Genomic DNA, 14775 nt, shown 5'->3' with positions numbered 1-14775 from the left:
CCATTTGCCTACAAACCTCTTTTACTCCATAAACAGCACCTGAATAACGGTTTGTCCCACCGCTTTGAGCGTGTTCTTATCAATATGCTGCATGTCGTCGGCAAGGGTATGCCAAGTGGGACCGAACGAACTTTGCCTGCAATCTGGATAATATGGGATAATATCAATAGTAGGAATCTTGGCAAAATCGTTCACCGGGATGTGATCATCTGTCACTGCTCCACCATCGGTCTTGGGGAAGAAGCTACCATAACCGGCCGACCTAGCTGCACGCCACACTTTCTTAACAATGTCGGGAGCATACTGCTTAGACATCTGTTCTTGGAAGAATCGGGCTCCTTGGCCACCTACCATATCGAGCAAAATTCCGTAACGAGGGGCATAACCACCCGGGATATGCTGCGCCCAATACTGTGCTCCAAGTGCCCAACTTTCTCCATCATCTTCAACATCAGCCCATTGTGGGGTGCCCCAATCTTCAGCATCGAAGCAAACAAAGTCGACACCGATGTTCAATTTCTTATCTTGATTGAGCAATCGAGCTATCTCCAACATGACCGCCACACCACTAGCAGCATCGTTAGCAGCCATAATAGGCTTGTGCCAATTAGCAGAATCGGGATCGTTATCGGCCCAAGGGCGACTATCCCAGTGGGCACATAGCAAAATACGAGTAGTGAGTTCGGGACGATAAGAAGCCATGATATTTTGGCTCTTCAACACAGTTCCATCGTACCCCGTAAGGTCGGCACGCTGTATTTCGACTTTACAACCGTAAGCTTTAAAACGATTCACTATCCATTCAGCACAACGGTCGTGCCCCACACTGTTCATAGAGCGGGGACCAAAATCGCACTGTGCTTGTGTGAAAGCATAGGCACTATCGGCATTAAAGGCCGGACCTACGGGATTGACTTTCTCCACTTCCTCGGTTTCGGGCAACATTTCTGTTTGCGAACCGTATCCCCCAACGAACGCATAAACGATACCAGCTAATACAAGTAAACTCACTATGATGATGATTGGTTTCTTTTTCATTTTCCGTAATTCTGTACTTGGGTCATTACACGAAGCCAGTTGCCGCCCCATATCTTCCGAATATCGTCTTCGCTGTAACGTCGACGCAACAGTTCGATGGTGAAATTAATAAGCTCGGAAGAGTCGGCTAGTCCCGGAGCACCGCCATCGCCATCGAAATCGGTACCTAATCCGACGTGGTCAATGCCCGCTACGGCAATGGCATGTTCTAGATGTTGCATGACATTGACAATGGAAGCTTCGCTAGGATTCTTACATAGGAAGCCTTTATAAATAGTGATTTGTGCCACACCACCCTTGGCCGCAAGAGCCCGTAGTTGGTCGTCGTAGAGGTTACGAGGCACATCGCAAAGGTCGCGACAGCTGCTATGGCTGCACACAATAGGCGTCTGGCTAATCTCCAAAGCATCATAAAAGCTCTTAACACCACCATGACTGAGGTCGACCATAACTCCACAACGGTTCATTTCGCGAATCACTTCTTCACCAAACTCGCTCACACCGTCGTGCGTATGGTTGGTACGAGCAGCACTATCACATATATCGTTGTCACCATTATGGCACAGCGTGATATAAACGATACCGCGGTCAGCAAAGTGCTTCACTAAATTGAGGTCTTGACCCAGTGCAAAACCATTCTCGATACCCAGCATGATGCTCTTTCGACCGGCCGCTTTATTCTCATAAAGTTGTTGCGGAGTGCGAGCGATAGATACATAGCGACTATTCGCAGCCACTATTTCTTCTATCTTATCAAAGATGAGATTGGCATATTGTGTAGGCGTGATAGTCGCACCAGGACGGTGCATGCTCGTCTGAATCTTGGCATAATCGACTAATTGAGAAAAGTCTTCACCCTCACGAGGTTGCGGCAGATAAGACACCATTGTGACGGCATCTTGTCGACCATCGGTCATCTTGTGCAAGTCGACAAGGATGCGTGGATCGCGCCTTTCAAAATGAATACCTTGTGGAAAGAACATTGGCGTGTCGCAATGGGTATCGAGCGTCAACACACGACTGTGTACATCGCATGCCTCACGATACTCTGCTGCCCGTTTCACAAGCCAAGAAAAAAGCTTCAACCCGTCGGCTTCGAGCCATTCGGGATGCCACTGCACACCCAAGATGGACTTATACTCGGTGCTCTCCACACCCTCTATCGTGCCATCGGCAGCCTTGGCCGTAATGCGGAGATGCTTGCCCGGATTGTCAACAGCTTGATGATGGAAACTGTTGACAAAGATGTTTTCCGACTCGTATATATGATATAGGTAGGAATCTTGCTCTATCCGAACGCTATGCGTAGGCAGTGTGCGGTCGGCATTCTGCGAATGTTTCACTTCCGTCGTACCCATGTCCTGCCGTACATGCCCACCTAAAGCAATGGTCAAAGTTTGTATACCGCGACATATTCCCAATATAGGAATCTGCCGATTCAAGGCCAATCGACAGATAAGAAGTTCGGCTAAGTCGCGCTCACCATTCACATGCCCCACACCGGATTCGGGTTCTTCGCCCGTCCACAGAGGATTCACGTCGGCCCCACCGGTCAAGATGAGCCCATCGAGATGTTCAAGTGTGTTGATGATGACGTGGCGGTCGGCCACAGGAGGGATGATGACGGGCGTTCCTCCGGCCGCTACAACCTGCTTATAATATCGGTCGCGCAGCGTAGCATCGATGTCGGCGTGATCAGACGTCAACCCGATAATCGGCCGGTGATTACCTTCCGGAAACGTCGCATAAATATCGTTGAGATGCGACTCTAAGTTAAAAGATTCCATGTAATTACTATTTCTTCGTGTCTTCGTCTATCTTGACGGGTATTTCGCGCTTGATACTCTGCTCCAATGAAATCAAGGTTTCAGTGCTCACCACACCGGGAATACCCTGCAACTGATTGTTGAGCAAGTCCATAAGCTGCTCATTGTCTTGGGCATAGAGTTTCACCAACATCGTATAAGGACCGGTTGTGAAATGGCATTCCACAATCTCAGGAATAGTCTCAATACGCTCTACCACTGTCTTGTACATGCTTCCACGCTCTAGATTGAGCCCCACATAAGTACAAGTAGAATATCCCAGACTCTTAGGATTGACATCGAAACCACTCCCGGTGATGACTCCACCGGCCATCAAATGCTGTACACGCTGATGAATGGCTGCACGCGAGACACCACACTCGGCTGCTACGTCTTTAAAAGGAATACGTGCATTGTTAGAAAGAATACTAAGTATCTTCTTGTCTAGGTTGTCTATCTTTTCCATTTCTTATTTATTTATCCTCTTTAGAGATGTTAAAAGGTAATGTATCTTGCAAGCAAATATAATGAAAACTATTGATACGAACAACAAAAGGAGACGAAAAATAAGTATTAATGAACAAAATGACATTTCACCAATGCCTTGATACGATTATCATTCAGTACGTGGCATGACCACAGCTACGGTTTTCAGTCGCACATAATCTTCACTTAGATACATGAAGCCACCATATTTATTATGCGTACCCCACGAGTTTTTGGCAATAAAATAGCGATGACCTTGTAAGTCGCGAGCTAATCCTACAAGTTCCATACAATGGTCGTCGGTAGTCAAGAAGTGTTGCAAGTCGCTTAAGCGGCGTATATCTGTGGCCTTACGGTCGTGCTCATCAACCTCGGCCACACCTTGCTTGAAATCGAATCCAGGCTCACTGATGTCCCCTTCCCAACATACCGGATGCCCCTCTGCCAATGTCTTACGAATACGTTTCATCAATTCATCGATGGGAAGATTGTGGAAACGAAAACCTTGGGTGTTATCGGGCAACTCTAAAGCCACCTCTTCGCCCCAAGGATGATGGGCAAAACTCGTGAAAGAGACGTACTCGTCTCGGCCACAAACACTATGAGCAAACTCCAAAGGAGTATATTCTGCTCCCAGCATGTGGACATAGCGTGACGGCATATATCCCATAGCGCGGTCTAGCATATTGTCGAGTTGCTCAGTCATATTATCGATTCCAATGCGTCGAGAAGCGGACATATCGGCCAAACGAGCTACCTTTCGACTCAATACAGCGACATTCAAACCATCCTTATCCTCATAGCTATCATAGGGTTCTGCCCCCACTGTCACCAGCATATCAATGAGTAGCGGTGCCATTCCGCGTAAGCTGAAGGTACTAGCACCCTGCGACAAATAACGTGCACGGGCCATTTGCTGCAATCGCATGCGGGTGATGAAGGCTGTAGAGAGATTCACCGAGTCGCCTCTCATCAAGTGCTCGCTCTCAATGGTGGCCAACATGGCATAGGCCCAACATAGTTGTCCGCTTCCTTGATTCTTTACCGGCGTAGTCTTAATGACCACATCATTGACAAATAGACTCCTTTCCTGCTCGGTCTTTACAGGTCTACTACATCCCGCCAAGACCACAGCAATGGCTATATAAAACAAGTATTTTCTCATGATTGCAACATTTTTATTGCGAATATAGATTGATACATACTTCCAAACCTTTAATAGCTATAGACTATTTCATCGAATTCGTCGGTACGCACGTAACCTCGTTTCACCTTATTCAAGGCTATCTCCCTCAGTATCCCTTTCGCCACAAGCCCCATAATATCAGTCTTTGCAGTATTGTTACTAATCATAAAACGCACTTGAGCATCTTTGACTGTAAGAATCTCATTGATATTCTCATCGAAAATCTTGATGATTTGAGCCTGCCGCTCATTAATATCACCAATATGAAAGAATCTATTGGCTGCATCCTTCTCAGCCTGTTTACGTTTGATAACAAGTCTATTGATAAAGATTGATATTTATGCGCAACGATGAATTGAGTCGTCTGATAATTATTAAATATCATCTATTACAGGGGGAATTTCTATCATATTATCAAGTATTGAACGCGCCAAAGATACGCAATTCTTCTCAATATTATAAGAATTGAGAAGAATTAAGATGCTTAAAACGTATTTTTTAATACTGAGGATAAGCCGATGAGGTGCTAATTAAACATAAAAAGTAAAAGAATCTTAATGTTAACATTCGTAGATTTTGTAACTTTGCCCTACAACATATATGTTTTAGACTATGCAAGAGACAAGACAAAACCGTATATCGCGCTTACTCCAAAAAGAGATTGCAACTATTTTTCAGGAGCAAACACGCCTGATGCACGGCACCATGGTGAGTGTGACACGCGTTAAAATCAGCCCCGACTTGAGTATTTGTACGGCATATTTGAGTATATTCCCATCGGAAAAAGGGGAAGAAATGCTCAAAAACATCGTTAAAAACGAAAAGACCATCCGCTACGAATTAGGCAAACGCGTACACAATCAGTTACGTATCATCCCCGAACTGCGCTTTTTCATCGACGATTCCTTAGACTATATCGAACGTATAGACGAATTGCTGAAGAAGTAAGAGAGTTTACTAGGAGACAAGTAAACGAGTTAACAAGTCTTTTAGATTATTCGAATAATCGACTAATCGAGTTACCGGTAACTTTTCAAACTACATGAATTTCCCACTGTTCATAGCCCGCCGTTACCTCTTTTCCAAAAAGAGTACGAACGCCATCAACGTGATTTCTGTCATATCGGTGGTGGGTGTAGCCGTTGCTACAATGGCTCTTGTCATTGTACTGAGCGTGTTCAATGGGTTTCACGACTTGGTTGCTACACTATTTACCAACTTCGACCCGCAACTGGAGATTGTTCCTACCAAAGGGAAAACAGCTCCCGCCGATGATCCAATCCTCACGAAAATCAAGGCATTTCCACAAGTAGACGTGGCAACAGAGAGCGTGGAAGACATGGCACTCGCCATGTATCAAGGTCAACAAACGATGGTGACCATCAAAGGAGTGGACGACAACTTCGACCAACTCACCCATATCAAGAGCATACTTTACGGAGATGGACAGTTTGATTTGCACGCCGGAAACCTCCAATACGGTATTCCGGGCATCCGATTGGCACAGACTTTAGGTATCGGAGCACGTTGGAACGGTTTCTTACAAATCTATGCACCACAACGCGAAGGGCAGCTCGACATGACAGACCCTTCAAGTGGATTCGTGCAAGACTCCCTGATATCAGCCGGTGTAGTCTTTGTTGTCAATCAAGCTCGATACGACAAGAACTATATCCTTACCTCCATCGTCTTTGCTCGCAACCTCTTTGGACAGCAAGGCATGCTGTCTTCGCTCGAAATACGGTTGAAAGACGGGAGCAACCTCGACGAGGTAAAAGCGCAAATGCAACAGATTGCAGGTAATAAATACACTGTCAGAGACCGCTTCGAACAACAAGCCGACACCTTCAAAATCATGCAGATAGAGAAGATTATTGCCTATCTGTTCCTCTCATTTATATTAGTAGTGGCTTGTTTCAACATCATCGGATCACTCTCCATGCTCATCATTGATAAGAAAGACGATGTCGTCACACTGCGCAATCTAGGAGCTTCCGATAAACAGATAACCCATATTTTCCTATTTGAAGGTCGTATGATTTCGCTCATCGGTGCCGTTGTAGGCATTGGCTTGGGTTTGTTGCTTTGTTGGTTACAACAACGTTACGGCCTTGTATCGCTTGGTAGCAGCAGCGGAAACTTCATCGTGAACGCCTATCCCGTAAGTGTTCACTACGACGATATCCTCATTATCTTCATCACAGTGCTTGCTACCGGATGGCTATCCGTATGGTATCCTGTGAGATACTTGAGCAAAAGACTTCTCGGAAACGGTGAGAAGTAGACTCCGTCAAGACCATTTTCTACTTTGTTATAATATATCTCGTTAAACTCGATTAACGAGATGTACCGATTGTGTGAACCTATATTTCCACCATTCACAGTAATTTTGCCTTTGAAACTTCTGAATATGAGCAGCAGTTTTCAAGATAACAACCCTTTTTAATCATCAGAACATGAACGAAATCTATTCAAACAATCAGAGACAACTAGACCAACAAGAGAAAAGAAACAGGATAAACAAGGCCATCAGTCAATTGGGAAAAGAGATGGAACAATTGCTAAAACTAAGTCCCGGACACAAGAATTATTACTGGAAAGGTACCACCACCGACCTCATAGAAATGGTGTACGACACCTACATGATGTGTGAATTACGCGACCGTCGAGGCTGCCCGTTCACCTTCAAGCACATGATTCACCATGTTTGTTCAGTACTCCATGTCTACGAACCGCGCAATCCAAGAGCCTACGTACACCGGGCACGTACACGAAAAGAAGTCCGTCAGACAGCCTTTCTAGACCGTTATGCGGCACTCATGTGTGACGATAGTAACCCTATGAAACGGCTGATAGGCCACATACCTGCCCAATATTAAATGAAAGAGGTTGAGCTGTGTTGCTCAACCTCTTTTTTATTAGATCACATGTTGGCGTACTCCCAAACGAGCCTCAACCACATTCACCACGTAATCGCCTAATTTCTCACACTCCTGTATCAAGTCCATGTACATTGTTCCTACACTATAAGTGTATAGATGATTGTTAATGTCATTGATATTCTGCGTGCGTAGCTGGTTACGGAAGTTGTTTATTTCATTCTCAATATTGAAAGAATGATTGGCATCCAGCTCCTCTCTACATCCCACAAAGAGTGTATTCATCTGCGTAAGTGCATCATTCGTGAGTTGCATCATCTGGTGGATATGCTCATATTGCTGCTCCGTGAAGTCTTCCTTGCTCTGCTGCAAACGACTAATGGTACGAGCCATGTTGAAACAGCTATCACCGATACTCTCAATCTCTGATATTTCGCGCAACATAGCACGTATCTTCACCTTCGTATCATCACTCAAATGGGCACGCCCCACCTCGTCCAAATACTTCGCTATCTCTATTTCCATATTATCAGAGATACCTTCGTATTTTTCAATCCTGCTATACAACTTCACAAACTTGGCATCATCGGTCTCCTTCAACAATTCCGGAACCATACTGAACATACGCTGGATACGCTCAGCAAACGACTCGATTTCTTTCTGAGCTTCCAACACCGAGAGTTCAGGTGTACGCATAATACCAGTTTGAATAAAACGTAGACGGAAGTCATCTTCGGTATCTACATTGCCCGGCTTGATAAGCCAGCAAACCAATTTCTCTATTTGCGGGATGAACCAAATCAATATTCCTGTGTTCAACACATTGAAGGAAGTATGGAAAGCCGCCAATACAATAGGCAGACGAAGCGTCAATTCCTGCGTAGAAAGGCTATGTCCGTCCGGATCATAATCTACAAATCCGCACACCATACGCACAAACGGATAGAACAAACAGAGCACCCAAACCACTCCTATAACGTTGAATACCAAATGGGCCAATGCTGTTCGCCGTGCTTGTGTATTTGCTCCGAGAGCCGCAAGATTAGCCGTTGCCGTGGTACCGATATTCTCTCCCATCACAAGGGCGATACCTAGATAGATAGGCAGCACACCGCTGGAACACAACATGATAGTGATTGCCATCACAGCGGCCGATGATTGCACCACGCAAGTGATAACCGTACCTATCAATAGGAAAGTAAAGATGGTGATATAACTATTGGTATCGAATGTTTCAAAGAAATGGATGACAGCGGGGTTGTGCTCTAAATCAAGGTCTTTTCCTGCCCCGCTGAGTAGCACAAGACTGAAAAATAAGAATGAGATACCGAAGAGGAAATCGCCTGCATAACGGAATCGGCGTGTATAAATGAGAACAATACCAACAAGGAAAGCCGGGAAGACAAATTCTGTGAGGTCAACTGAATAGCCAAACGACATAATCCAAGCGGTAAGCGTAGTACCAATGTTGGCTCCCATAATCACCGATATAGCTTGAGCCAAAGTCAACAGGCCGGCATTAACAAACGAAACAGTCATAACTGTGGTCGCCGAAGACGATTGCACTGCACAAGTGATAAATGTACCGGTAAGCATTCCGGTGAATCGGTTGGTCGTCATGGCACCTAAAATGTGGCGTAATTGCGAACCGGCCATCTTCTGTAAGGCCTCACTCATCACCTTCATACCATAAATCAACAATGCTAATGAACCAACAATCTTAAAGAAAATCAACACATAATCACTTGTTCCCATATTTTTATTTTTTTGTCATACTGTCTATTTGGAACTTATACTGCTTTTTGTTACCTTTACGCTCATCAATCTATAATGACTTTACGAATGAAACAAACATTACAAATACGTTGCAAAAATAATAAAAAAACTCTAAAGGTCGCAATCGGAAGCACACTTTCTGACGTTTTTAATGAATTAAATTTGCATCTACCTTACGGCCCCATCAACGCCAAAGTGAACAATAAGGTGGAGGGAATGAACTTCCGACTCTTTCACAACAAGGACATCGAATATCTGGACATGCACAGCAATTCGGCCTCGCGATGCTACACACGAAGCCTTTTCATGGTATGTTGTAAAGCCATCCACGATCTCTATTCGGGTGCCGAGGTAGTGATAGACATTCCTGTTTCCAAAGGTTATTACGTGAATTTGCAAATAGGACGAGACATCACGACAGACGACGTAGACCGTATTCGCACACGCATGCAACAGATTATCGACACCCATATACCCTTCCGCCGCTTCGAAGTACCTACCGAAGAGGCCATCGAAATGTTCCGAATCAAGGGCGACGAGGCCAAAGTAAAACTACTCAAGAGTGCGGGGCGTCTCTATACCACATATTATCAGCTCGACGATTTCGTGGATTATTTCTACGGTTCACTACTCACTAACACGGCCGGCCTCTATCTTTTCGGCCTCGAACTCTTCAATCAAGGGCTTCTGTTGCGCATACCTTCGCAAGACAATCCGGCAGTATTATCCGAGATGACCGACCAAGATAAGATGTTCGAGATATTCCGTGAGCACCACCAATGGCAAGACATTATGGGCATTCGCACCGTAGGCGACATCAACGAAGCCGTAAAAGAAGGTAAGACAACGGAACTCATCAACGTCTCGGAAGCCTTACAAGAAAAGAAGATTGCACAAATAGCCGAAGAGATTGCAAACCGTAAAGGGGTGAAACTCGTGCTACTCGCCGGGCCATCGTCATCGGGTAAGACCACCACCTGCAAGCGATTGTCCATCCAACTCATGACCAATGGTATCAAACCGTTGCAAATTTCGCTCGACGACTACTTTATCGACCGCGAGCAAACACCCAAAGACGCCAATGGAGAATACGACTATGAAAGTATCTATGCCCTCAACTTACCACTCATCAACCACCAATTCAACGCCCTATTCTATGGAGAAGAGGTAGAATTACCAACGTATAACTTCCAGACAGGACGCAGTGAGATGAAGGGAAAGAAGCTACGCATGAATGAGAATAATGTACTCATAGTGGAAGGCATTCACGCCCTCAACCCCGAACTGACGGCTCAAATACCTGAAGAACAGAAGTTCCGCGTCTACGCGTCGGCCTTGACCACTATCTTACTCGACGACCATAACTACATCCCCACGACCGATAACCGACTCTTACGACGCATTGTACGCGACTTCAAATACCGCGGTGTCACCGCACAGGAGACCATCCACCGATGGCCATCGGTCAGAGCGGGCGAGAATAAATGGATATTCCCGTATCAAGAGAACGCCGATGCCATGTTCAACACAGCCATGCTTTTCGAGCTGGCTGTGCTCAAGACACAGGCCGAACCATTACTTGAGCAAGTACCAGAAGACTGCGAGGAGTACAGCGAAGCCTATCGTCTAAAGAAATTCCTGCGCTATTTCCAACCTATTAGCAACCGAGACATCCCGCCCACCAGCCTTCTTCGCGAGTTCCTTGGGGGTAGTTCTTTTAAATATTAAGCCCATCTCACCTCTCTTCAACGAGTATATATTGCGAGAATAGCAGCTCCTCCCATAGAAAATAGAGGAAAAAGAATCCTCTAATATGGTTCCCAAAAACTCCTTTAGTTGCTTTACGAAAATATAAGTGGAGAAATAAATATAAAGGTAAGAAATCGTTTCCAAACATCGAAGCGACTTCTTACCTTATATTGTTTTATCGCATGACTATCCATGATACCAACTAAAGTGCAACTAGCCGATGGCTAAGATGTAGAAAACGTTATATAAATAGAGGCTAGAAAACTTGTCTTTAGATAGCAAAGCATAGCTAACATTACTTAAAACCACGGGATAATTCTCTTTTATTATTGCTTGAATCCCACCACAATTTACTATCTTTGCCCATATATCATAGCAAAGAGATGAAGAAAATATTGATCATGAATGGTCCCAACCTGAATCTGTTGGGCGTCCGCGAGCCCGGTATCTATGGCAACAATTCGTTTGATAGCTATCTACCAAGTTTACAGAATAGATTCCCGGAGGCGGAAATATCCTATTACCAAAGTAATATTGAAGGTGAGCTCATCAACAAGATGCAGGAAGTAGGATTCAGTTACGATGGTATCGTGCTGAATGCTGGTGCCTATACGCACACTTCCGTGGCTTTGCTCGACTGCATCCGCTCACTCAAATGCCCGGTGATAGAAGTGCATATCAGTAATGTACATAGCCGAGAGGAGTTCCGCCATCATTCTATGATTTCTTCTGGGTGTCTAGGAGTAATAGCCGGGTTCGGCTTGCGATCATACGAATTTGCCGTCATGGCACTTGTAGAAGAAAAGAAGTGAGCATGATTTCTTTAGACGACTACGTAGTAGAACATAGCGAAAAAGAACACGAATACCTCTATCGGTTGTACCGTGCCACCAATATATATACCATACACGGTCGCATGGCAAGCGGTCGGGTACAGGGACAATTACTAAAAATGCTCGTACAAATGCTTCGTCCGCGTAACATTCTGGAAGTAGGAACATTCAGCGGATACTCAGCCATTGCCATGGCGATGGGCTTGGAAGAGGGTGGAAAGGTATGGACGTTCGAGATCAACGATGAGATGGAAGACTTCACACGGCCTTGGATAGAACAAAGTCCAGTATCCAATCGCATCGAATTTATCATTGGCGATGCCAACATAGAGGCTCCCAAGCTGGGTATTGAGTTCGACATGGCGTTTGTGGATGGCGATAAACGCACGTATATAGAGACCTACGAGATGGTGATGAAGCTACTCAAGCCGGGTGGTTACATCTTGGCCGACAATACATTGTGGGATGGTCATGTGGTAGACTCGGCCTACGACCACGACCATCAGACCATCGGCATTCGCTCGTTCAACGACCATGTGGCTGCCGATGAGCGAGTAGAGAAAGTCATCTTAACTCTACGCGACGGGCTGACACTCATTCGTAAGAAATAACCGTCAAGGTTTTTATGCGGCAACAAAGTTTTTCTTTGTTGCCGCTTTTTATAAAGTGGAGGCAGCAATAGACACTACCATAGCTAGAACGTCATTGCAACACAATACCTCTTCATCTGTTTTAGTTGATAGTTTATCTTGTTTTTGGCTGTCATTAACGAAAAACAGGCTATAAAATCAATGTTTTGGGATTTCTATTTGTGAATTATGGCCGTTTCATATAATTTTGCGGACGAAAGACACCGGGCACTTCATAGAGTCCACGGTGTTAGATAATAATCATATCCATGAGTGATTTAAATTCCTTAATAGAAATATGATGAAAAGAAAGTTTACTTTGATGCTCGCATTGTTGTTGGGTTTCTACACCATGAGCAATGCTCAGACTTTGAAATTCAATAGCAATGGCGAGTTTAAAATCGTACAGTTCACCGACGTACACTACCAAATCAACAATCCACATGCGGCAATTGCGCTGAAATGTATCGATGAAGTGCTGACCAAAGAGCATCCCGACCTGATTGTATTGACCGGTGACGTGATCTATTCATCGCCAGCCGACAAGACATTACGGGTGGTCTTGGACAAGATTTCTTCGTATAATATTCCTTTTGTCTATCTCTTCGGCAACCACGACCTGCAATTTGGTATGACCAACGAAGAACTTTACGACATCGCACGCAGTGTGAAAAACAACATCATGCCCGACCGCAAAGGTGGCCTATCGCCCGATTACACGCTGCGAATCAAGTCGCATAAGGGTAATCGTGATGCTGCCGTACTTTATTGTATGGACTCCCATAGCATGGCACAAGACTCTACCATTGGCGGATATGCGTGGCTTACGCACGACCAAATAGACTGGTATCGCATGCAGAATGCACAGTTTACAGCCCTCAATGGTGGTAAACCGATGCCTGCATTGGCTTTCTTCCACATCCCATTGATTGAATATAGAATGGCGGCAACCATCGAAGATGCCACTCTCTATGGCACACGTATGGAGCCGGCATGCCCTCCGACCATCAATACCGGCATGTTCTCAGCCATGCGTTTGGGTGGCGATGTAATGGGAATCTTCTGTGGTCACGACCACGACAACGATTATTCTGTGATGTATAAGAACATTTTGCTGGCCTACGGTCGCTTCTCCGGGGGCAACACAGAGTACAATCATCTGAGCAATGGTGCCCGTATCATCGTACTTAAAGAGGGAAAACGCAGTTTCGACACTTATATCCGCCTGCGTAAGGGCGACGTCATCGACCGTACCACTTACCCTGACAGCTACGTCAAAGACGATTGGCAGAAACGACCGGTAGAACAGTAAACAATGTCGAGATGCTCAATAAGCCAGTTACACTCATCATATTACTGTTATCGGTTTGCCTTCCCATGCTCGCTCAAAATAGGTTGGAGCCGTGCGATAGGGGGCATTACAGAATTTGGCAGAATATATTTGACCGATATTACAACGAAGGTGCTTGGTATCAGTATATCGTAGAACCCTCGTTTACCCCGCCTTACGCTTTGTATCTTCGTTATCCTATGGAGGGAAGAGCGTCCTACATTTTGGAAGCGAAAGATAAAGAACAAACTTATAAGATGCAGTGCGACACGACCGTTTATCTCCGATTGGCCGCGCTTATGGAGTATGCCGTGCATACGGCCCAATACCCTCTATCGGGCCGATTGGGGCTTGACGGTGTACAATATTTCTTTTTTGAGTGTGAAAAGGGTACGACGATTTGGACGCCTCAAGCGCATAGTATAGCAGCGCTTCTAACTACTCTCATGGATAACGTTTGGCATGCTGTGAAACAACAAAATTCTTCTGCCATTCACCAACAGAGGGAACAAATAGATTCACTTACCTATTATTTTAAATCATTGATACCCGATGAGGAACAAATATGCGCTTCTGAAAATTCGCTTGGAGGTGTGAATTTGCATAATAGGAATAACAACATCTATCTCGTATTTCCTCAAACCAAGGAGTCGCCTGATGCCATTAAGAATAAATATGGGAAGTTGTTCCTTACTGTAAGCCGATGGTTGTTTCTCCATACATCTGTTATTGATTTAAACGGACATATCGACATGACGGTCAAAGCAGACGATATGTTTACAGATGATACTTTCAAGCACTTACCTTGGAGGTATTATCTAACGGTCAAAGAGAGCGACCTAACCGAGGAAAGGCTCATTGCGGTGCTTAGAAAACGCTTTGCTTCTCAGCTATATCTGCCGAAATAAGGTGTGTTCATGGTGCATTCCTTCGACGTTCTATCATAAGATTTTGTTTCAAAGCCTTTGGTACTGATGGTTCATCATAGCCTTTTTCCCCTTTTGGGAAGAACAGATTGGGACTTAAGCAGCCTCTCCCCATCCCTCTCCAAAAGGAGAGGGGAG

General features: G+C 45.0%; 15 protein-coding genes. 9 read left to right on the top strand and 6 right to left on the bottom strand.

Translation table 11 applies throughout. The features are described 5' to 3' along the window. Positions 1–21 precede the first annotated feature (21 nt). From HMPREF0671_RS06215 to HMPREF0671_RS12240, 5 genes are all read right to left on the bottom strand, one after another. Positions 22–945, bottom strand: coding sequence for a M28 family peptidase (locus HMPREF0671_RS06215; RefSeq protein WP_369793932.1), 924 nt, complete (start codon positions 943–945; stop codon positions 22–24). Positions 946–1034: 89 nt separating this feature from the next. Then, complete coding sequence (locus HMPREF0671_RS06210; RefSeq protein ID WP_036898197.1) at positions 1035–2825, bottom strand: membrane dipeptidase; 1791 nt, start codon at positions 2823–2825, stop codon at positions 1035–1037. 7 nt (positions 2826–2832) lie between these two features. Continuing rightward, positions 2833–3309: an Lrp/AsnC family transcriptional regulator gene (locus HMPREF0671_RS06205; protein WP_036898194.1), complete on the bottom strand. Its 477-nt coding sequence runs from the start codon at positions 3307–3309 to the stop codon at positions 2833–2835. A 150-nt stretch (positions 3310–3459) separates the two neighbouring features. Next, positions 3460–4494 carry a C1 family peptidase gene (locus HMPREF0671_RS06200; RefSeq protein WP_036898192.1) on the bottom strand — a complete coding sequence of 345 codons (1035 nt, stop codon included), beginning with the start codon at positions 4492–4494 and terminating at the stop codon, positions 3460–3462. Between the two features lie 50 nt (positions 4495–4544). Further along, positions 4545–4682, bottom strand: a complete 138-nt coding sequence (locus tag HMPREF0671_RS12240) for a hypothetical protein (RefSeq protein ID WP_156958381.1) — start codon at positions 4680–4682, stop codon at positions 4545–4547. 9 nt (positions 4683–4691) lie between these two features. Between HMPREF0671_RS12240 and HMPREF0671_RS12235 the strand changes: the two genes are divergently transcribed. From HMPREF0671_RS12235 to HMPREF0671_RS06185, 4 genes are all read left to right on the top strand, one after another. After that, on the top strand, positions 4692–4850 hold the full coding sequence (locus HMPREF0671_RS12235) for a hypothetical protein (RefSeq protein WP_156431099.1): 159 nt from the start codon (positions 4692–4694) through the stop codon (positions 4848–4850). Between the two features lie 277 nt (positions 4851–5127). Next, positions 5128–5463, top strand: coding sequence for a 30S ribosome-binding factor RbfA (gene rbfA, locus HMPREF0671_RS06195; RefSeq protein WP_036898190.1), 336 nt, complete (start codon positions 5128–5130; stop codon positions 5461–5463). A 94-nt stretch (positions 5464–5557) separates the two neighbouring features. Then, a complete protein-coding gene (locus HMPREF0671_RS06190) occupies positions 5558–6799 on the top strand; it encodes an FtsX-like permease family protein (RefSeq protein WP_036898188.1) in 1242 nt (413 codons plus the stop codon). Between the two features lie 172 nt (positions 6800–6971). Beyond that, positions 6972–7394, top strand: a complete 423-nt coding sequence (locus HMPREF0671_RS06185) for a hypothetical protein (RefSeq protein ID WP_052052888.1) — start codon at positions 6972–6974, stop codon at positions 7392–7394. A gap of 39 nt (positions 7395–7433) precedes the next feature. Here HMPREF0671_RS06185 and HMPREF0671_RS06180 read toward each other — a convergent pair whose 3' ends face one another. Then, a complete protein-coding gene (locus HMPREF0671_RS06180) occupies positions 7434–9149 on the bottom strand; it encodes a Na/Pi cotransporter family protein (protein WP_036898174.1) in 1716 nt (571 codons plus the stop codon). Positions 9150–9236: 87 nt separating this feature from the next. Here HMPREF0671_RS06180 and HMPREF0671_RS06175 point away from each other — a divergent pair, with 87 nt between their 5' ends. The 5 genes from HMPREF0671_RS06175 to HMPREF0671_RS06155 all read left to right on the top strand — a co-directional run bounded on the left by HMPREF0671_RS06175 (position 9237) and on the right by HMPREF0671_RS06155 (position 14619). Beyond that, positions 9237–10898: a nucleoside kinase gene (locus HMPREF0671_RS06175; protein WP_036898171.1), complete on the top strand. Its 1662-nt coding sequence runs from the start codon at positions 9237–9239 to the stop codon at positions 10896–10898. A 404-nt stretch (positions 10899–11302) separates the two neighbouring features. Then, the gene (gene aroQ / locus HMPREF0671_RS06170) at positions 11303–11731 is read left to right on the top strand and encodes a type II 3-dehydroquinate dehydratase (RefSeq protein ID WP_036898167.1); all 429 of its coding nucleotides are present in this window, start codon (positions 11303–11305) and stop codon (positions 11729–11731) included. A gap of 2 nt (positions 11732–11733) precedes the next feature. Further along, the gene (locus HMPREF0671_RS06165; protein ID WP_156431100.1) at positions 11734–12363 is read left to right on the top strand and encodes an O-methyltransferase; all 630 of its coding nucleotides are present in this window, start codon (positions 11734–11736) and stop codon (positions 12361–12363) included. Between the two features lie 316 nt (positions 12364–12679). After that, positions 12680–13693, top strand: a complete 1014-nt coding sequence (locus HMPREF0671_RS06160; protein ID WP_036898164.1) for a metallophosphoesterase family protein — start codon at positions 12680–12682, stop codon at positions 13691–13693. Then, a complete protein-coding gene (locus HMPREF0671_RS06155) occupies positions 13666–14619 on the top strand; it encodes a hypothetical protein (RefSeq protein WP_156958380.1) in 954 nt (317 codons plus the stop codon). The genes HMPREF0671_RS06160 and HMPREF0671_RS06155 overlap by 28 nt, the downstream gene beginning before the upstream one ends. The last annotated feature ends 156 nt before the right edge of the window (positions 14620–14775 follow it).

It is taken from the genome of Prevotella sp. S7 MS 2 (assembly GCF_000762865.1).
GTDB lineage: Bacteria > Bacteroidota > Bacteroidia > Bacteroidales > Bacteroidaceae > Prevotella.
The sequence above is the reverse complement of the archived record's forward strand: the minus strand, read 5'-3'. Positions and strand labels throughout refer to the sequence as shown.